The organism is Vibrio limimangrovi (assembly GCF_054064025.1).
Genome location: NZ_JBSUGF010000007.1, coordinates 642,331 through 662,113, shown reverse-complemented (window position 1 = coordinate 662,113; position 19,783 = coordinate 642,331). Strand labels below are relative to the sequence as shown.

Sequence of the window (19,783 nt, the reverse complement as noted above, 5' to 3'; positions counted from 1 at the left end):
TTTGCCTTATATCAACAACTCTCTTTGGCGCACACTAAACCAGTATTTAAAGTCAGGTTCAACTGCTTAGTCGCAGATATGTCGATATAAACATGTTTTTCATCCAAGTTTTTGCTAAGAGCCCCACTGAGCGATCCTGCGAAATGTTTCGGAAGAATAAGTTCACAGCTCTCCAATCCATGTGGGATATCAATCGTTAGATTTATTGACTCTCCATCCTTGTTCCATTGACAGCTAATCTCACCTTGTACAGATTTGAAGCTCGCTTTCACTTTAGCAACATGGCTATCAAAGTATGGTTTGATTTGAACTTTGTTAGCCGCACAAGCATCATCTCGGATATTAATACCAGCCAGACCAGTATAAAACCAAGAAACATAAGAGCTGAACATCGCGTGGTTGCATGAGCCATTATGGTTGTCACCAAAAAACTCTTTTAAGGCACCGCTACCATCACTTAGCATGTGCTTGATACCCAAATCATTCTTAAGCCAAGGATAAACAAGCTGATTAAAGTCATACTGGTTAGCTAACTGATAGAAGAAGCTTTGTCCAAATATGCCACACTCAACATCATAACCTGCTGAAATCACCATTTTCTCAAGAAAAGTAATTAAAGTACTCGGGTCATCCTCAAGTTTAAAGTAAAGCGCAAAGACATGGCTTGTTTGGCTTCTGTCCCCATAACTACCATCGGCGTTACGATAAGCTTTAATCAGAGTTGCTTTTAGCTCTTTCGCACGTTGCTGATAACTTTCCACACGACTCGTTAATTCTAACATTGATGAGAATTCGACGAGCAAGAGCACGTGATAGTAGTAAAAACAGGCTGCCGTAAAACTTAGCGCAGGAGAACCTGACTTAACGTTTTTTTGATCAGCGACTTTACTGCCCCAATCTCCGAGACAGAAGTTTGCGATCTCATCGATATTGATTCCGTTCAGGTGTTCTAACTGTTTTTCCAAATATGGGTAAACGCGTTGAACTAGATCGATATCGCCATAGTACTGATAATGTATTTTCAGCAAGTAAGGAACCGCCAACTGCCAACCAAGTGGTCCTGCCCCATCGCCAGTCCCTTTAGTCTGAATTCCCATAAAGGGTGCAGTCTCAGGGAAACCACCGTTATCCATACGATCAGCGATAAAATCTTGAATGGTTTTCTCATACAGCTTTGCTGAATCAAACATCATTGCCTGAGATTGTGCCAAAGCAACCATATCTCCACCGTAAGCGAGTCGCTCACGGGCGCAATCTTCGATAACAGAATGAATATTATTAAGTTTGGTCGTTTTTGCCACCTGATATAACGTGTTTATCTCGTTGTCAGAACAGTGAAAACTTCCCGACTCCGCCAGGTTCGTATGCGCGTATACAGCCTTGATATGCTGCAGTTGTTCGAGAGTCAATCCAGACACTTCAACAAAACGAAATGAGTGATAAACATAACGGTTGCTGTATTCGATCAATCCACTACGGCAAATGCATTTGTCACGCTGATCCGCACGAACCGGAGCACCTTCGCCTCCTGGAACAATGACACCCTCGGCGACTTCTTTACCAACAAAACCAGCCAATGTAGAGTCAGTATTCAATGAACCATCTGCATTTATTTCTTCGCTGTAAAGCAATTCCACAGTCTGACCATCGTTACCCATAAAGGCTAAGTTAATGAAACCACTTACCATCTCGCCAAAATCGAAGATATGTCGCGTATTATCAGTTGATACTACGCTGACTGGTGTTAATTCGCGGCCACGGGCGATCTTCTCAATATAACTCGGTTTGAGACTCCCCGCTGGGCCGGAAGTTATAACAGCATTCAACCACTGCGTATCCAGATAGGTAATTTTGTCAGCGGCTCGTTCAAATAAACGGAAATCAATGACTTCACCTAAATACATATTATTGAATAAATATGGGCCTTGCGCTGCTAGCCAATTCTCATCAGTCGATGTTATTTGCTCTTCACCATTAGCTCGAATGATAATATCTGCTATTAGTTTTGGCTCTCCAGTGGTTAAATTTCTCCGTAAGTTATACTTACCAAATAACGTCAGCGGTGATGGGTTGTACCAGCCATTTGCTAGCTCAACCAGAACTTCGTTGTCACCTTCATGCAAATAGTTAAGAATATCAAACGTATCGTAATAAACAATTTTACTATAATTAGTCCAATCGTTATTTAGCTCATAATTAGATACTTTCTTACCATTTATATAAAGATTGTAGTATCCCAAACCAACCAGATTTATATAAGCTTCTTCAGTCGAGCTTGATATATTAATAGATTTTTTAACTACAGGGTTACGATGGTAATTATAGTATTCATCATCAATTACCCTGCCATTGTTAGAAGTTATCCATTTTGCTTCGAATTTACCAAAGTTACCGGTCATGAAGTAACTTAAGAAACGTTTTTCCTCACCTTGAGCACTAAAAGCAGTCACTTCAACTTCATATTTGTGGTTTTTATGAAGTTCAATATTTTGGATGGTATAGCAACTTTCGTTGCTAACCATCTCTTTAAAATAAACTGTTTTATCTTTTCGGCTAACTTTCAGAGTAAAATGTGACTGTGTAAATCCTGGCTGCCATTTCAATTTAATTGGTGATTCATCTAAAACGACAGCTTCACTTTTTCCATTTACTGTTAAGTTATCCATAGCTACTAACTCTTAGTTGATACTTCTGCAAGTTCTAGTGACTCTTGCGCTTCAAACTGAGCACGAGCGCGCTTTTGTTCTTCGATTTGTTGTTCTTCAGCCTTTTCTTCAGCGAATGCAATTCTGTCTGCAACTTTGAAGAATACATACCAACCAGCGAACCTTACAAATAGAGACAAGAATTGAAAAGCCGCTATTTTCCAACTGCCCTGCATGAACCCGGAGACAATCACCGGCATACCTGCTGGCGTCATTACACCTGCCACCGCCGGAAGGATCCCTGCAACAGTCAAGTAATATGCAGCACCTAGCATCACACTGTTCAATAGAATGTATGGAATGGCTAATGCGAAGTTCATTACCAGAGGAACACCGTAAGCCATTGGCTCACCGATAGTAAATACTGCCGGAGCGACTGAGATACGACCAAGTGTCTTAAAGCGCTCGCTTTTCGCCATAAAGGCTAACATGAAGGCGAGTGGTAATAAGTCACCAGCGGTGTACGTCATGAAGAAAGCGAAACCAGTGATATTCGGGGTTGGTGCGCCAGAAGAGAATGCTGCTAACTGCGCGGCGTCCATCGCAAACCAAATCGGTGCAACGATACCCAGTGTAATTGCGTGGCCATGCAAACCGAAAAACCAAAGTGTTTGAGCAAGGATTGAAACCAGAATAACAGAACCAATACCAGAACCTAAGTCTGTTAATGGCGCTTGGATAATACCGTAAATGATGTCATGAACACTGCCTAAACCGTTAATGGTAATGGTTGCAGAAAGGACAGTAAAACCCGTTAAGATAATGATGCCAGGTACCAGAGCTGAGAACGACTTAGAAATAAACTCCGGCACACTTTCCGGCATTTTTATTATCAAGCCCTTTTTGGTGATCGCGACAAATATGCGAGCAGAAATAAACGCAACCATAATCCCGGTGAACAGACCCATAGAACCAAGCCACTGACTAGGAATGCTGTATGCCTGACCAAGCGGACCAAACTCCCCTAACTCGTATGGAGTGAGGATAAAGAACGATATCATTGATATCAGTCCGGCGGTAAATCCATCAACATCGAAGCTCTTAGCTAACGTATAAGCGACAGAAAACGACACGATAACGGCTAGAAAGTTGTTGGTAAAGTTGATTGGAATATCAAAAAAAGGAGCCAGATTATGCAGTGCGATAAAATCTTGATACACACCTAAAGGAAATACTTTTAATAGGGTTGCAAACGAGCTCATGATTGTCGCCGGCAATACCAGCATCATACCACGCATGATCGCTTGTAAGTATCGGTTTTGACCGATCTTTTGCATGATAGTCATCATTCTATCTTGCATTATATTTGCGTCAAATTTCATAACTTCAGACCATTTTTTATTTATATTTTAAACACCGTTTTATTGTCATACCGTCGACAATAAAGACTAGGGTGCAGTACAGAAAACCCATGCTTAAATGTTAGAGAAAAAGGCGAAGATCCAACATATCGGATGTTGCAAAGGAGATTGACCATCCTTGCACAACACTCAGGCATCTGATGCATCATTGGAAACTTCCTTATCGATACAGACACAACGATTAGACATTTTCTGGCAAGATTTGCGGAAGATCGGGCAACAGCATTCAGCCACATCCCACTTACAATTAATCTATCGGCTTAAACTGGCCATAACCCTATTATCACGCCATGCGGCATTGGCTTAGATGATCTAAGTTGTCGAAAGGATATTCCCGTGCAAAAAAACGTTAATCGATTTTCTTTTGTGGGAGCTTCACTGTCTCTGATGGTGACCTACGTTACTTCTGCAGTACCAATACCACTTTACGGTACGTACCAGCTTCACGACCATGTGAGTTACCTTGAGTTGTCTTTAAGCTCTGTGATCTATTTTATCGGCGCGGTAACCGCACTGGTGTTATGTGGACGATTATCTAATCACTGGGGACGAAAGACCGTTTCAGTTATCTCATTATTGTTAGCAGCACTATCAGTGGTTGTGTTCCTCAATGTGCACAGCGCCACTCCATTAATTTTAGGACGTCTGTTACAAGGGCTTTCTTGTGGACTAGCGTCGACCGCTCTCGCCTCTTGGGTTGTCGATCATGCGCCTTCCGTACCATCTTGGATCCCTCCAGCAGTGATCAGTTGTGGGCCAATGACTGGTCTTACTTTCGGTGGTGTCGGCTCTGGCTTCTTAATCGAGTACGCTTCTTACCCACGTTTATTGCCTTTCGGTATCGCTTTCTGTCTTATCGCTTGCTGTATGGTGTTGGTACTGAAAAGTCAGGAAACCATGAAGCGTAAGCCGGGGGCTTTGTTGTCACTTAAACCAAACTTCACACTACCGCCTTCTGCTAAAAAAGCGTTCCCACTGGCTGCGTGCACATTTGTATGTACTTGGGCGCTCGGTGGATTTTTTCAGGCATTTGGTCCCGCTATGGCTCGTGAACAACTTCATTCTCAAAGTGCGGTAGCGGCTGCTTTGGTTTTTGCGTCTATTATGGCACCAAGCTCTATTGGCGCTTCTATCGCAGGCAAAATGACACCACAAAAAGCTCAGTTCACCGGAATGCTTTCATTTACGGTGTTTGTAGGCGGAATCTTGTTAGCACTACAACAAGGTTTACTCAGCGCCTTCCTTGCTGCAAGCATATTTGCCGGTATCGCTCAGGGGCTGGTATTGACCGGTAGTATCGGTACGATGGTTTCAGGATTGTTGCCACATGAACGAGCGAATGTCTTTTCCGTAATTTATGCAACGTCCTATATTGGAGCGGCACTTCCGACATTTATTTCCGGTCAGCTGTCAGAAAAATTTAGCCTGTTACAGATCGCCAGTGGCTACGGCGTATTGGCGCTATGTGGTTCGGTCGTCATATTATTTAGCCGCATGACACGCAATCAGAAAGAAACGGCTCGCGAAACGCCATAGTCCTGACCTCAAACAACCTGAAGACGCTAAATTGAGCAAGGAGAGCTTGAGTATTTAACTAAGATAAAAAAACGAGCGGTTTTCCGCTCGCTTTTTAGTATTCACACATTGCAAATCAGATTACTGAATGTATGCGCCACCACACACCGGATTGTATGTCCCGGTAATATGAGAACTTGCTTCACTTGCCAGGTAACGCACTGTGTTCGCTACATCTTCAGGTGTCGCTACGCGTTGTGTTGGGGTAAATGATCTGATCATCTCTTTAAATTCCGCTGGCGCATCTTTCGTCGCGTCAGTTTCAACCAGACCCGGAGCCACAATGTTAGATGTGATACCCAGTGGACCAAGTTCTTGAGCCAGATATTTATTAAAGCTATCTAGTGAACCTTTCGCCGTGCCATGAGCAATAAAGTTTGGTGCAGGAACTTCTGATAAGGTGCTAGAAATAAAGACTAAACGACCAAATTTCTTTTCTTTCATGCTTTTCGCTGCTAATTGAGCAGTCACATATGCAGCGTGCATTTCATCATTTAGCTTTTGTGCAAATTCATCCCAACTTTGTTCGATAAATGGTTTAGCCGTAAAGTTCATGTTGGCGTTAGACACTAATACATCGACACCACCATGCTCTTGCACTTTAGCAAACATCTCTTCAATCTTCGCATCATCTCGAACATCAGCTTGAATCGCGTACGCCTCACCACCTTTACTACGGATCTCTTCTGCTAAATGTTCTGCAACTTCAGCACTGTTCACGTAGTTAATGAATACACGATAGCCGTCTTCAGCCAGTGCCTTTGCTGTTGCCGCGCCAATACCACGCGCACCACCAGTAACTAATGCATTACGTTTTGTCATGTTTCTTCCTTATGAATTTACTTAGGTAATGACAGCGTTTATGTGGCTGTCTCACATTACTTTTAGTGATTAGGTTTTTATCGATTCAGTTTTCTCAAACTGGTAATCACTTTCGATAAACTTTGTTTACTTGTCTGCAGACTCGCTTCATCAATACCTTGCTGAGCATCATGTAAAACACTGGCTGCAATCTCTTCACACTGTTCAACGACACCAAGAGATTTCTCCGTCAGAATCACGATTTTACTGCGGCTGTCATGTGGCGAACGCTGACGTTCAATCCAGCCGCGCTTCTCAAGACCATCGATAGAACGACTGACACTGGATTTCTCAAGATACAACAGATCACTAATCTGACTTTGAGTCATCGCTTCACTGTTTCTCAAAACCAGAATTACTCCCCACTGCTCCGCAGTCATATCGATGCCTGCTTGCTTAAAGCGCATAGTCAGTAAACGGTTAAAAAGGCGACTGGCTAGCCCGGTTAAATGCCCTAGTGACTGCTGATGACTGTAGTTATTCACTTTTACTCTCGGTCGCTGTTGGTTTATTAAGTTGTATACACAACTATATGGTAAGTTGTCAATGATGGCTATTTATTTCTTAGGCATCCGAACCCCAGTTTATTGATTAGGATGAGTTAAAAATATTAATTGGTAGAGATACTTTATGATTGTCTGATGCAGGTACCCGAGCCTAGTAGCCCAGAGACTGAATGAGTGATTGAGAACACAGGGATCGATAGAACGTATTCTTTAAAGCGACCGAAAGCGGCGCTAACTTTAGCACCGCTTTTGTTTGTATGGACTGAAATTTTATTTCTACGCCTGGTAGCCATCAACCCCTTTGAATGACGAATAACCGTCGTCGGCCATTATGGTGGAACCGTTAATCGCACTGGCTTCTGGCAACGACATTAAATAGATTGCATTGGCGATTTCAACCGGATTAATAATGCGACCTTTCATGTGCAGTTTGCTGCCAATTTCTTCAATAGGCTTATCAATCATACCTGTCTTCACCCAGCCCGGTGCAACAGATACGACACGCACGCCGAATGGAGACAATTCTCTGGCAAGGGCTTGAGTCACCATTCGTACGCCACCTTTACTGGCGTGATAACCGATATTTTCCGTATTCGCTATCGAACCGCAAATAGAACCTACGTTCACAATGACACCCGACTTATTCGCAGCCATTACTTTGCCAACGTAGTGACACAGCTGAATAGTACCCATCAGGTTAATCTGAATAGTATTGAAAATGTCATTGAGTTCAGCCTCGATCAAAGAGACACGCTGCCCGACAACACCAGCTACATTTGCAAGTACATCAATGGTGCCAAACTTTTCAACCGTCTGCTCCACGGCCTGACGGCACTGCTCTGCATCGGCGATGTTACACTCAAAAAACACCGCTTCACCCAATGCTGAGAGCTCTGTCATTGCCTGCTCAATCACCTCTGGAGCATCAATACTAGCGATGACGACTTTGTCACCCTGAGTCAGATATTTTTTCGCGGTTTCGAAGCCAATTCCGCGTGTGCCGCCGGTCACCATAACAACGTTGTTCATTCTTTGTTTCCTTTCTTATTTTATTTTTCTAAATCAAGCCCACTCCCCTGAGGTATTAATCAAAAGGTTTTCGCTTGAATATTATTTAACCTCACTATGAGCATTGTTAATAAGTAAATAAAGAGAATTAAATTCCTATCTGTCTGGAATAAAAATCCATAATAACAAGCTTGATTCGACTTAATTGAAAATCATTCTGGTTTCACTCCATTTTCCCTATCGCTTCCCGTCATCTAGCACAAGTTAATCCCGACAAAAATGATAAACACTCTGGAATATTTTTCCGTAATAAGCATTAAAATAGCAAATATGTTAATACTATGAAAGATAGATATTCATAACTAAGAAATTGTTTAATAACAAGTTTAATCAGATAAAAGCAAACTCGCACGTTACATATGCCTACAAACAAGCAACAATACTACCGCTTTTTAACCATACAATTAATGTGGATTGTTTTATTGACGCCGGATATTATTTCTACGCTAAGGTCATCAGCGGGTAAGTAAGAAAATGCTCCCCTGATCTTCTACGCTTTAGATATTAATTATTTTTTTTGATCTCAGACAAAATAATTAATATTTAATTCTACGAGAACAACCTATGTTGAATCATGTATTTTCACCGATCTCAATCGGTAATATGGTGGTAAAAAACCGACTTGTTGTACCTCCTATGGTATCGAATTACGCCAATGAAGATGGTACCTGCACGGAACAGTTTATTAGCTATCACGAAGAAAAAGCCAAAGGTGGCTGGGGCTTAATTATTGTAGAAGACTACAAAATTAACCCTGAAGCGGGTGGGTTTGTGAAACTACCAGGCCTATGGGATGATTCTCAAATCGAAAGCCACAAACAGCTGACTGAGCGTGTCCACCAGCATGGCGCTAAAATTGCGGCGCAAATTTATCATGCGGGACGTGAAACCTGTGCAGAAATTACTGGTGTTCAACCTGTCGCGCCTTCTGCTATCCCCGACCCAGTCGTCAATGCCATGCCGCGCGAGTTGTCTGTGGATGAAATACAACAACTGGTTGAACAGTTTGGTGATACTGCTCTACGTGCCAAAAACGCTGGTTTTGATGCGGTTGAAATTCATGGTGCGCATGGTTATCTGGTGAACCAGTTTATGTCGCCATTTTCCAACAAACGCATCGACCAATATGGCGGAACCATTCTGAACCGTGCTCGATTCGCGCTCGAAATCATCGCTAATATCAGGTCTAAAGTTGGCACAGATTTCCCGCTTATCTACCGTATGTCAGTAAACGAATTTGTCGAAGGTGGTTTAACAACCGAAGACAGTAAAGTCATCTCCATGTTACTTGAAAATGCAGGCATTGATCTCATTCATGCTTCTAACGGTGTGTATGCCAGCACGGAAACCATTATTCCACCAACGGCTGTTGGTCACGCCTGGAGTGCAAATATCAGTGAAGAATTGAAAAAAGTGGTGTCGATTCCCGTCATTGCGGTTGGTCGTATTAATGATCCTCTCATCGCTGAATCGGTATTGCGCTCGAAACAAGCCGATATGATTTCTATGGGTCGCGGTTCTCTGGCCGACCCACATCTGCCAAACAAAGCGCAAGCGGGGCAATTTGATGACATTATCCGTTGTATCGGTTGCTTACAAGGCTGTATTCAACGTAACGCGCAGCAACTTCCGATTAAATGTCTGGTAAACCCGATGACCGGCCATGAATCTGAACGCCAAGTTACACCGGCATCACGTGAGAAAAAAGTATTCATCATTGGTGGCGGCATCGCTGGAATGGAAGCGGCCATCGTAGCTGCACAACGTGGTCATAAGGTCGAAATTTACGAGAAAAACAGCCGTTTAGGTGGACAGTGGGTGCTGGCAGCAATCCCACCGACAAAAGAAGAATTAGGTTCATTTACGGTTTGGCAGGTGAATCAGCTTAATAAACTGGGGGTTATCGTCCATCTCAATACCGAGCTTACACTGGACATGATCCGCAATAACCAACCAGATAGCGTCATTATCGCGACCGGAGCTTCTCCGTTTGTACCGAATATACCTGGCAAAGATCTCAACCATGTATTGACCGCTAACGATATTCTTCAAGGTAGTGCGCAGGCAGGTAAACGTGTTGTGGTCATTGGCGGTGGTCTGGTCGGCTCAGAAACCGCGGCACACTTAGCAAACCATGGGCATGATGTCTCTATCGTAGAAATGAACAGCGATATTTTTGTCGGAACACCGTCTGCGACCAAACATTATCTGATGAAGGATTTACAGCATCACAATGTAGCGATTCTGACCAACACTCAGGTCAAAGAGATCCATAATGATGCGGTGATCGTTGATAATAACGGTCAGCTTCAGACTCTGGCTGTCATTGATAACGTAGTGATGGCTATCGGTTCACGCCCTGTTAGTTTTTCTGTCCAAGAACTAGAGCAGTATGTCTCTGAGATCGTCACTATTGGTGATGCACAGAAAGTGAGAAAAGCCATGGAAGCCGTCGAGGAAGGCTACTTAGCTGGATTGGCACTGTAAACGCTGTTTTGATTTAATCTCATTAGTCACGATCCTTTCAGCAAGGGTCGTGACTTTTTCATTCACATTGACTTACCTGCCAATACAAACCGGTACAAATAGGCAAAAATAAGACAAAAATGGGTCTTTATTCTCCTCTGCTCATATCAGACAATAAACGACTTAAATTCATGTCATTATCAACATTATCTTAGTGACACTATGAAAAATAGCGACACTCCGTTTAATAGACAGAGTCAGCAAGCCCAATTAACGTCAACCTAAACACGTCTTATAAGAATGTGGAGACCCAATGTCCCAGCCTGAAATGCAAACCGTCGAGTTAACTTACGTAAAAACCAAAAAACCGTGGCAAAGGATACGCAAGTTTCTAAAGGTATTTATAAGCTTACTCGCGATAGTGTCAGCCGGACTCTATACCTATATGTTGCAGCCACAGTTTGCCTCCCCTAATGTGAAAATGGATAGTTACCAAGGGAAGTACGTAGACGGCAAGTTTCACAATATAGAGGAAGTTCCGGTATCCACGTCGAACGAAGGAGCATTAGTTGGATTCTATCGTTTCTTAACCGACCCCGTTTTCGACGCCGTTCCGGCCACCAACTTGCCTTCAGTAAAATCAGATTTGTTTGGTCTTAACCCTCGAGACAATGTCATGATCTGGATGGGGCATTCCAGCTACTTTATTCAACTGGAAGGCATTCGCTACTTAATTGATCCGGTGTTCAGTGAGAATGCATCTCCCGTTCCCTACACCAATGTGGCTTTTCCTGGCAGCAATGTTTACACCGCAGATGACATTCCAGAAATAGATTATCTATTGATTTCTCACGATCACTGGGACCACCTCGATTACCCAACGATTAACGCACTTCAAGCGAAAATTGACCACGTTGTAACTCCAATCGGTGTCGGTTCTTATTTCACTCAATGGGGATTCAGCCCTAAGCAAATCAAAGAAGGAGACTGGTATGATTCCTTCCCGACGGAAGCGGGTCGTATTCATATCCTTCCTGCACAACACTTTTCAGGTCGATTGCTAAAACGTAATCGCACGCTTTGGGCATCATTCGCTATCACATCAGGCCAACACAAGATCTATCTGGGTGGTGACAGTGGCTACGGCGAGCATTTTAAAACCATCGCAGAGAAGTTTGGCAGCTTCGATATTGCAGTGTTAGAAACTGGCCAATACAACAAGAACTGGCCGTTCATTCATATGATGCCGGAAGAAGTCACACAGGCGGCCAACGATCTCAACGCAAAATCAGTATTACCTTCGCATAATAGTAAATTCAAACTGTCTAAACATGCGTGGTATGAACCACTAGAGCGTATTACCCAGGCAAGCCAGAAACAAGATTATCGCTTAATGACACCAATGATTGGAGAAATCGTCGGTTTAGATGATAACAACCAGACATTTTCTCAGTGGTGGAGACAGTGATCCCCTTCTCAGAAATTCACCTCATGGTCATTGAAAGGGAATGATTATCCGTTCCCTTTCAAAGCTAAAAAATGGAAAGCGTATGATAGCAAATTGAAACAACTGGCAAATTGTTTTTGCAGCCGTATTGCTTTAAATTACTCAATAGTAATTTTTCTATTTGGAGACTAAAACAGCATGACGACAATACTGGATGTTTCTCGTCGGGTCGGTGTATCTAAATCCACAGTTTCCAAAGTTCTGAATGGTACCGGCCGCGTATCTGAAGCGACAAAAAAAGCGGTGTTTGAAGCAGTTAAAGAACTGGATTACCGCCCCAATGTGATTGCGCGTTCGCTGTCGAAGCAGACGACCGATACTATCGGCCTTATCATTCCTGATGCTCATAACTCTTCGCAATACATCAATAACCTGATTGACATGACGCAGAGACTGGCCAAAAAATCTGGCAAGTTTCTGATGATATCTCAGGTCGATGGTAATGATGTCGAATCCAGTATTCAATCCATTCGGAAACTAGTTGATCGCCGCTGTGATGGTGTTATCTATTACAAAAGCTCACGCATTGAAGGTAGCGACATCGGTGACAAGTTAGAGAGCTTAATCGACGAGCTACCGATTCCTCTGGTGGTACTCAACCATCACTTAATCAATAAACCCGATCATTGTGTCTGGTTTGATCAGGTGGCCACAGCACGATTGGCTGTTGATTATCTGATTGACCATGGACATAAAGACATTGCTTACATCGCAGGTAAGTATCAGTTATTAACCTCTCGCCTAAGGTTACAAGGCTACCAAGAGTCACTGAAAAACGCTGGTATCGAGCTAAACCCTCTTTTGATTGCCGAAGGATTCGATTGTCTGTATCAGGGTGGGTATGACGCTTGTACTAGCTTAATAGAGCGAGACGTTCCGTTTAGCGCCATCTGTTGCTTCAGCGATGCTATTGCCATCGGAGCAATCAAGGCACTTAGGGAAAAAGGCATTACCGTTCCAGAACAGGTATCGGTATTTGGCCTGGATAATGATGATGTAAGCAGTTTTATCGACCCACCTCTATCAACTATTGCAATGCCAGTCCATGAGATTATCGATACAGCAGGAAGAATGCTGTTCAACTTAATGGACAATGACACACCACCTACGCTAAAAGAATCGTTAACGGGCAAGTTGATCGTACGTGAATCTACGCAAAGCTTACTTTGACTTAAAAAATTCCGCATAAAAAAAGCCACACCGAACGGTGTGGCAAAAGAGCTAAGAAAAACAGTAAATTAATTGTGTATTACCACCAAATATCAGCTTGTACACCAAAGCTAAGCTGATCTTTGCCCCCATCGTTGAAAGTAAAATTAGAAATTTCGTTATCCAGCGATTCCATATAGTTTGCGTAGAAGCGGATTTCCGGTCTTGAACGCAAGATGCTGGTTGCCACTTTGAAAGTATGGAAAGCCGTTACTTTATAACCACTTTCAATGTAGTCTTCTCCATCAAGCACATTTTTCTGCTTGAAGTAGCCCAACTCGACCCCAGTTTGGTTGTATTGATCCCAGATATAAGCCGGACGGATGACCGCACGAACGCTATCAGTGTCTACATTCGCTGCACCGCCATTGGCAACATAAGTATAGAGATCTTCCCCGTGCGTCAGAACGAAAGCATGCGCCATGATGAACTGTTTATCAGCAAAATACATTTCACCCTGTGAGAAGAAGCGTAGAGCTTGTGCGCCCTTACTGTCATTCAAAACATACTCAGGGTTAGGCCCATCAATACTGCCAAAGGTGCTCGCGATCGAGTTTGTCGCATAGTGCAAACCGTACTGATTGAAGCCACCTTGAGAAAAGTTTTGCGTCAGCATTAATACAGAACTCAGCGCGTCAGACACTTCGTAACCAACCAACTCTTCAACTTTTGATTCATCATTAGGCAGCTGATATTTGGTATAAAAATCAAGAGACATATTCTCGGTTACCGGAGTACCTTTGAAACGAATATCTAGCGCGTTAGTATTTAAGGTTTCTTCCTCAGTTATCATCACGTCATGTACGACATTATTAATGTCTATATATGAGTGATCGACAACACTGTTACTTGCATCGAAATCTTCACGTAGTAAAGAGATACCTAAATTCGAGAAACCAAGGTCGATATTATCCAGGCCAACACCGCCGCCTCCGGTGCCTTTATAGCCTTTCCAGTCCAGAAGCTGAATTTCGTAGTCGACCTGTTTGTGTCTTCCCACCCAAAGCGAGACATCTGGTGCTCCCGGAATAAAGCCCGTTGCATCTACGTAAAGATCAGAAAACTGCAACGCACTTTGGTTGTCGTAACCAAAACCTTCCCATGCGTGCTCCTGACCGACGTTACCATCAATCATGGCGACCGCTTTTACGGTGCGGTTGTTTTCATTGTAAACCCGATGCGCGACCTGAAGATCATACCAACCAGCGAAAGTGTAGCCATTCCCTAGTCGCCCCAAAGAACCAATAGCGTATTGCTTTGGCGCACCTTGAGTACTGGTCGACCAACCACCACGAAAATAGCCGGAATATACAGTGTTGCCGTTGTCATAATTAGTGAATTCCGGCAGAGGTTTAGAGCCCATCGTTTCAACAGCCATTGCATGACCGCATAAACTCAATGTTAATGCCGTCATAGTAAAAGATTTAAGTAGAGGGAATTTAACCAAATATAAAGGAGTAGATGATTTCATATTATTACCACTTAGTTTCACTTTATTTAGGTTGAAGGAACCCACTCCATGCTCAGGAAAAACATGGAGGGGCTCTCTCAACTCTGGGGGATTATTAATTTATTGCTGCTTTAGGTAGGGAGGTTAATTATTTATAACGTCCCTATTTCTTTATTTTTATTTCCGTATTTTCCGATATTAAATAAGCATTATTCAGAAGGAACAAGCTTTTCGCCTTGCGATTCAATAATCGATTTATACCAATAGAAACTCTTCTTCGGTGTACGTTCTAGTGAACCGTTACCGTTGTCATCGCGGTCGACATAGATGAAGCCATAACGCTTAGCCAACTGTGCGGTTGAAGCACTGACCAAATCTATAGGCCCCCAAGAGGTGTAACCCATTACATCAACACCATCTTGGATCGCTTCACCAATTTGGTATAAGTGATCGTTCAGGTACTGAATGCGGTAGTCATCTTCAACCACACCTTCTGCGTTAAGAACATCTTTCGCACCCAGACCATTTTCCACTACGAATAGAGGCAATTGATAACGGTCGTACAGGAAGTTAAGTAGGTAACGCAGGCCTACTGGGTCAATCTGCCAGCCCCACTCTGACGCTTTAAGGTGTGGGTTTGGCACCATTTCTAACATGTTAGCGTCCGCTTTATCAGAAATTGCTGGATCGGCACTTGCGCAACCTGACATGTAGTAGCTGAAAGAAACAAAGTCGATGGTTTCTTTTAACGCTTCTTTATCTTCGTCTGTAATGTCAATCTCGATACCCAGTTCTTTAAACTTACGAGTCATATACGTTGGATAGTAACCACGCGCCTGAATATCCCCAAACATCAGCCATTCACGGTTTTGTTGCAGGGTTTTCATCACATCACTTGGATGACAGGTGTACGGGTATAACACTGCACCCAAAATCATGTTGCCGATTTTCGCATCAGGGATCATTTCATGACACGCTTTCACCGCTTTCGCACTCGCCACAAGTTGGTGGTGAATTGCCTGATAACGGGTTTGCTCATCCACTTCACGTGGCAGACCTGCGCCAGTAAAAGGTTGATGAAGCGTTACGTTAATCTCGTTGAACGTTAGCCAATGTTTCACTCGATGCCCATAGCGTGCAAATACAGTGCGTGCATACTTCTCGAACATAGGAATCACATCACGACTCGCCCAGCCCTGATATTCTTTTGCCAAATGAAGTGGCATCTCGTAGTGGGACAAGGTCAGCAATGGTGTGATGCCATATTCTTCCAGCTCGTCGAGTAACTTATCATAGTGTGCCAGACCCGCTTCGTTTGGTTCTGCATCGTCACCATTAGGGAAAATACGCGTCCAGGCAATCGAAAGACGCAATGTCGTAAAGCCCATTTCTGCAAACATCGCAATATCTTCTGGGTAACGATTGTAAAAATCGATGGCGACATCCTTGATATTAAAGTCCCCTTCAACCCTGTCTACCGGATCGCCAAACGCGCCTTTAGGTTGTACATCTGACGTTGATAGGCCTTTCCCATCAGTAACGTGTGAGCCTTCTACCTGGTTTGCAGCAATTGCGCCACCCCATAAAAAAGAATCCGGAAAACGAAAACTCATAACGATCTCTCCTCTCATTGTTCTGTAATTAAAATTGGTGATTAACGCTTACTTCGCTCGTCACCTGTTTAAAGCAGTGAGGCCGGTACGATGACCAGTGTAAGCCGGTTACCTCACTACTAGAAAATAATTGCGTTGGATTTAATGTCAGGCTTTAGCTGCAACTGCACTCGTGCTGTTCTGCTTTTCTGGGTTTAGAAGCAGTGTGCCGATAAACGCTAAGCCAAAACCGATTGAAATACCGATGACATAAGGGATTACAGGTTCAAATAATGGGATGCCTGGAATACTGTGGAATGCAAAACCAACCATTTTAACGTTCATCGTCGCTTCAAATGCGCCACCAACAGCGCCAGATACCATCACCACAGGAATCGTTTTTCTGAAACGCATGATGATGCCGTAAATAACAGGCTCTGTTACGCCAGCAAGAAACCCTGACATCGCTGCCGGACCAGCAATCGCTTTGATGTTTTGGTCTTTCGAGCGTAACCAGAATGCAGCTGCAACACCGATTTGAGCAAAAGTACACGGAGCCCACATTGCAGCAATCGGATCGCCGCCTAAACCAATGTTAGCGATGATGATAGGCACGATGCCCCAATGCAGACCAAAGACCACCAAAAACATCATCGAACCACCGACCACAGCACCAGTCAGAATACTACTGTGTGCAATCAACCAATTCAGTCCATCGGCAATCCAGTTGCCCAGATACACCCCGAAAGGACCAAAAATAATCATGGTTAAAGGCACAACAATAAGCATACTTAACATCGGAACCATGAACATTTGCATACTGTTAGGGCAAACTTTCTTCAGATTTTTCTCAACTAAAGCCAGCATTGCAGCGGCGATAAAAATCGGAAATACACTTGAGGAGTAATTAATCGCAACGACGGGTATTCCGAAGAAATCAGCAGAACCGTTTCCAATTAAACCGGTAAAGTTAGGCTCTAATAATGAAGCACCGATTACCCCACCTAAATAACCATTTGCTCCTAACTTGACTGCCGCAGAAATACCTAAAAGAATTGGTAGAAAATAAAATACAGCGTTGGCTGCGGCCGACAGAATTAAATAAGTAGATTCAGTCTTGTCCAGTAAATTAAACACGACTAAAACAGCAATAAGCGCTTTTAGCATGCCTGCACCAGCAAGTGGCCCAATTAACGGGGACAAACTCCCGGAAATAATTTCAAAAACTTTGCTAACAGCCCCTACTTTTTGTTTGGGTGCATCAGAGGACGCTCGGGTTGATGACTCTTGTGTCTGATTTGTACCTCCAGATAACAGTTCCTGAAGAGCGGAATGTACATGAGATACCTGATTACCGATGATCACTTGGAATTGACCACCACTTTCAACAACGCTTAGTACACCTTCCAGATTTTGGATATCGGCTTTTTTGGCTCGACTGTTATCATTCAACGTGAAACGTAAACGAGTAGCACAATGAGTCAATGCATTCACATTTTCTTTTTCACCAATAAGGTTTAGCAGGTTTTTTGCAAGGTTTGAGTAGTTCACTTCATTACCCCAATATCGTTAGTTTTATAAAAAGTAGGAGCTCCGTTGATGAGTACACTAATCGAGAAACCGGTTTCCCAAAAGTGCGTAATTTATAATTCGTGACCACTTTCACATACAAATTCATAAGCAAATAAAATACAATGAGTTATCTATCAACTATAACCCCCCTCTCGAAAAAGAAAAACAAACTATAACTTTCAGATACTTAAATAGATTTTGAGATAAATTTATTTTCTATGACGACCTAAACATAAGTCATAATAGGGAAATCGGTTTCTCATTTAGTTAATGGTCTGATTTAATTAATAAAAGAGAGCTGTTTGGATTAGAATGTGTGAGAAAAAAGGGCAATGAGTAAGCCCTTTTCAATGAGGTGATTATTTGGCTTAAATGAGATTTATAAGTGATAGACAGACGTTGGAGATTGTGACTCTTCAAGCAAAGCATCTATCACCACTCGTTGGCGTGGTTTTAAATAACGTGAGCGCGGCCAAACCGCATGTATCGGCATTTCTGCACCAGCCCACTGATCCAACACAGTAACCAGAGCGCCCGTTGCTAAGTGCTCATTGACCAGCCAGGTAGGCAGTTGACTTAACCCCAACCCATTTAACGTGGCATCAACCATTGCATCGCCATCGCTAAAGTCATAGCGACCTCGGATTACCTGAGAAAATGATTCACCGTTTGACTGACAAAATAACCAAGCTGGCTGGGTACTACGTCGGCTACCAATAATACAATCGTGATCGAGCAGCTCGGTTGGCGTTTCGGGTGCACCTTTGCGCGATAAGTAACTCGGGCTAGCGCATACCACCAAACGCTGACGTCCAAGTTTACGAGCAACCAAATCTGCATCATCTTCCAGCGTGCCTATGCGTACCACCAAATCCACACCTTCGTCGATCAGGTTGATTCGCCTTTCAGTAAAGTTAACCGACAAATCCAGACTCGGGTAGTCAGTCGCAAGGCGTGATAATACTGGCAACACATGTCTTCTCCCAAAGGCCGCTGGTAAGTGAATATTCAAACGCCCGGAAATCTGGCTGCTACCTGCCACAACGCCTGATTCGAGACTTTCGATCTCGTCTAATATTGCCACCCAGCCATCAAAGAACCTCTGCCCTTCCGGCGTTGGAGTCAAACTGCGAGTCGTTCTGTGCAGCAGTTTGGTTCCGAGCTTCTGTTCTAAGCGGGTCACACTTTTACCCACCGCAGAACCTGTCAGCCCCAACCGCTCACCAGCAGCAGTGAAAGAACCGGTTTTGAGTGTTTCAACATATTCAACAACACCAGAGAATTGAGTCTCATACAATTTCATTGTGGAATCCAAGGACTAAATAAATGGAATTTAAACTGTATTATCATTTTTAAACAAGTCAATAGAATACTTCCATACCAGATGAAATTGCGCGGTTTGATATCCGAAGCAATGGTTCTGAACCTAATTCAACTAGCAGACGGAGATATTCCATGACTGATCAAATTGATATGAAACGCATTCAAGCCCTATTGGACCGTGAAGAAATTAGAGCACTACGTCTGCGCTATAGCCAACTTCTCGACGGCGGACAAGCAGAACGTATGGGTGAAGTCTTTACTGAGGACGCTGAAGTCAAAGTAACAGTGGGATCCATGCAAGGCCTGGATGAAATTAAACAAAGTCTTGCTGAAGCTTATAAAATGTTCGACAGCAAAGATCGTAAGCACTTTCCATTCATCCACGCAGTCACAAATCATGACATTACGCTAATCGATGAAAACCACGCCAAAGGCAGTTGCTACCTGCTCGATTTCGTTACAGATCGAGAAAGTGCACAGCACCCATTTTTACTGCTTGGTCATTACTTAGACAGTTATGTCCGTGTAAATGGTGAATGGCGCATTTCCCATTCAGAGCTTGATGTTCTCTGGCCCGAAGCTGAGTAA

At 43.3% G+C, this 19,783-nt stretch carries 14 protein-coding genes; 5 read left to right on the top strand and 9 right to left on the bottom strand.

Annotation, left to right across the window (positions count from 1 at the left end; genetic code table 11):
- Nucleotides 1-11: 11 nt before the first annotated feature.
- Both ACWYU8_RS10645 and ACWYU8_RS10640 read right to left on the bottom strand, forming a co-directional pair.
- The gene (locus tag ACWYU8_RS10645) at nt 12-2,666 is read right to left on the bottom strand and encodes a family 78 glycoside hydrolase catalytic domain (protein ID WP_457519540.1); all 2,655 of its coding nucleotides are present in this window, start codon (nt 2,664-2,666) and stop codon (nt 12-14) included.
- 5 nt (nt 2,667-2,671) lie between these two features.
- Nucleotides 2,672-3,982, bottom strand: coding sequence for a PTS sugar transporter subunit IIC (locus ACWYU8_RS10640; RefSeq protein WP_457519539.1), 1,311 nt, complete (start codon nt 3,980-3,982; stop codon nt 2,672-2,674).
- Nucleotides 3,983-4,402: 420 nt separating this feature from the next.
- On the opposite strand from ACWYU8_RS10640, the gene ACWYU8_RS10635 reads away from it, so the two are divergent.
- Complete coding sequence (locus ACWYU8_RS10635; protein ID WP_457519538.1) at nt 4,403-5,602, top strand: MFS transporter; 1,200 nt, start codon at nt 4,403-4,405, stop codon at nt 5,600-5,602.
- Nucleotides 5,603-5,722: 120 nt separating this feature from the next.
- Here ACWYU8_RS10635 and ACWYU8_RS10630 read toward each other — a convergent pair whose 3' ends face one another.
- From ACWYU8_RS10630 to ACWYU8_RS10620, 3 genes are all read right to left on the bottom strand, one after another.
- Nucleotides 5,723-6,463, bottom strand: coding sequence for an SDR family NAD(P)-dependent oxidoreductase (locus tag ACWYU8_RS10630; RefSeq protein ID WP_457519537.1), 741 nt, complete (start codon nt 6,461-6,463; stop codon nt 5,723-5,725).
- 77 nt (nt 6,464-6,540) lie between these two features.
- Complete coding sequence (locus ACWYU8_RS10625; protein ID WP_457519536.1) at nt 6,541-6,987, bottom strand: MarR family winged helix-turn-helix transcriptional regulator; 447 nt, start codon at nt 6,985-6,987, stop codon at nt 6,541-6,543.
- A gap of 297 nt (nt 6,988-7,284) precedes the next feature.
- Nucleotides 7,285-8,037: an SDR family NAD(P)-dependent oxidoreductase gene (locus ACWYU8_RS10620; RefSeq protein ID WP_457519535.1), complete on the bottom strand. Its 753-nt coding sequence runs from the start codon at nt 8,035-8,037 to the stop codon at nt 7,285-7,287.
- Between the two features lie 603 nt (nt 8,038-8,640).
- Here ACWYU8_RS10620 and ACWYU8_RS10615 point away from each other — a divergent pair.
- The 3 genes from ACWYU8_RS10615 to ACWYU8_RS10605 all read left to right on the top strand — a co-directional run bounded on the left by ACWYU8_RS10615 (nt 8,641) and on the right by ACWYU8_RS10605 (nt 13,219).
- Nucleotides 8,641-10,563 carry an oxidoreductase gene (locus tag ACWYU8_RS10615; protein ID WP_457519534.1) on the top strand — a complete coding sequence of 641 codons (1,923 nt, stop codon included), beginning with the start codon at nt 8,641-8,643 and terminating at the stop codon, nt 10,561-10,563.
- Between the two features lie 292 nt (nt 10,564-10,855).
- A complete protein-coding gene (locus tag ACWYU8_RS10610; RefSeq protein ID WP_457519533.1) occupies nt 10,856-12,010 on the top strand; it encodes an MBL fold metallo-hydrolase in 1,155 nt (384 codons plus the stop codon).
- 177 nt (nt 12,011-12,187) lie between these two features.
- A complete protein-coding gene (locus ACWYU8_RS10605; RefSeq protein ID WP_457519532.1) occupies nt 12,188-13,219 on the top strand; it encodes a LacI family DNA-binding transcriptional regulator in 1,032 nt (343 codons plus the stop codon).
- 79 nt (nt 13,220-13,298) lie between these two features.
- Here the strand turns inward: ACWYU8_RS10605 and ACWYU8_RS10600 are convergent, their stop codons facing one another.
- The 4 genes from ACWYU8_RS10600 to ACWYU8_RS10585 all read right to left on the bottom strand — a co-directional run bounded on the left by ACWYU8_RS10600 (nt 13,299) and on the right by ACWYU8_RS10585 (nt 19,175).
- Entirely contained in the window at nt 13,299-14,729 is a 1,431-nt protein-coding gene (locus ACWYU8_RS10600; RefSeq protein ID WP_457519531.1) for a carbohydrate porin, read from the bottom strand.
- Between the two features lie 188 nt (nt 14,730-14,917).
- Nucleotides 14,918-16,321 carry a glycoside hydrolase family 1 protein gene (locus tag ACWYU8_RS10595; protein ID WP_457519530.1) on the bottom strand — a complete coding sequence of 468 codons (1,404 nt, stop codon included), beginning with the start codon at nt 16,319-16,321 and terminating at the stop codon, nt 14,918-14,920.
- A 147-nt stretch (nt 16,322-16,468) separates the two neighbouring features.
- Entirely contained in the window at nt 16,469-17,851 is a 1,383-nt protein-coding gene (locus ACWYU8_RS10590) for a PTS transporter subunit EIIC (protein WP_457519529.1), read from the bottom strand.
- A 400-nt stretch (nt 17,852-18,251) separates the two neighbouring features.
- A complete protein-coding gene (locus ACWYU8_RS10585; protein WP_457519528.1) occupies nt 18,252-19,175 on the bottom strand; it encodes a LysR family transcriptional regulator in 924 nt (307 codons plus the stop codon).
- Between the two features lie 152 nt (nt 19,176-19,327).
- Between ACWYU8_RS10585 and ACWYU8_RS10580 the strand changes: the two genes are divergently transcribed.
- Complete coding sequence (locus ACWYU8_RS10580; RefSeq protein ID WP_457519527.1) at nt 19,328-19,783, top strand: nuclear transport factor 2 family protein; 456 nt, start codon at nt 19,328-19,330, stop codon at nt 19,781-19,783.

Bases quoted from the DNA above. Each gene is read 5' to 3' on its own strand.
- ACWYU8_RS10645 (WP_457519540.1), bottom strand. From the start codon at position 2,666: ATGGATAACTTAACAGTAAATGGAAAAAGTGAAGCTGTCGTTTTAGAT.
- ACWYU8_RS10595 (WP_457519530.1), bottom strand. From the start codon at position 16,321: ATGAGTTTTCGTTTTCCGGATTCTTTTTTATGGGGTGGCGCAATTGCT.
- ACWYU8_RS10585 (WP_457519528.1), bottom strand. From the start codon at position 19,175: ATGAAATTGTATGAGACTCAATTCTCTGGTGTTGTTGAATATGTTGAA.
- ACWYU8_RS10615 (WP_457519534.1), top strand. From the start codon at position 8,641: ATGTTGAATCATGTATTTTCACCGATCTCAATCGGTAATATGGTGGTA.
- ACWYU8_RS10610 (WP_457519533.1), top strand. From the start codon at position 10,856: ATGTCCCAGCCTGAAATGCAAACCGTCGAGTTAACTTACGTAAAAACC.
- ACWYU8_RS10620 (WP_457519535.1), bottom strand. From the start codon at position 8,037: ATGAACAACGTTGTTATGGTGACCGGCGGCACACGCGGAATTGGCTTC.
- ACWYU8_RS10580 (WP_457519527.1), top strand. From the start codon at position 19,328: ATGACTGATCAAATTGATATGAAACGCATTCAAGCCCTATTGGACCGT.
- ACWYU8_RS10630 (WP_457519537.1), bottom strand. From the start codon at position 6,463: ATGACAAAACGTAATGCATTAGTTACTGGTGGTGCGCGTGGTATTGGC.
- ACWYU8_RS10600 (WP_457519531.1), bottom strand. From the start codon at position 14,729: ATGAAATCATCTACTCCTTTATATTTGGTTAAATTCCCTCTACTTAAA.
- ACWYU8_RS10605 (WP_457519532.1), top strand. From the start codon at position 12,188: ATGACGACAATACTGGATGTTTCTCGTCGGGTCGGTGTATCTAAATCC.
- ACWYU8_RS10640 (WP_457519539.1), bottom strand. From the start codon at position 3,982: ATGCAAAAGATCGGTCAAAACCGATACTTACAAGCGATCATGCGTGGT.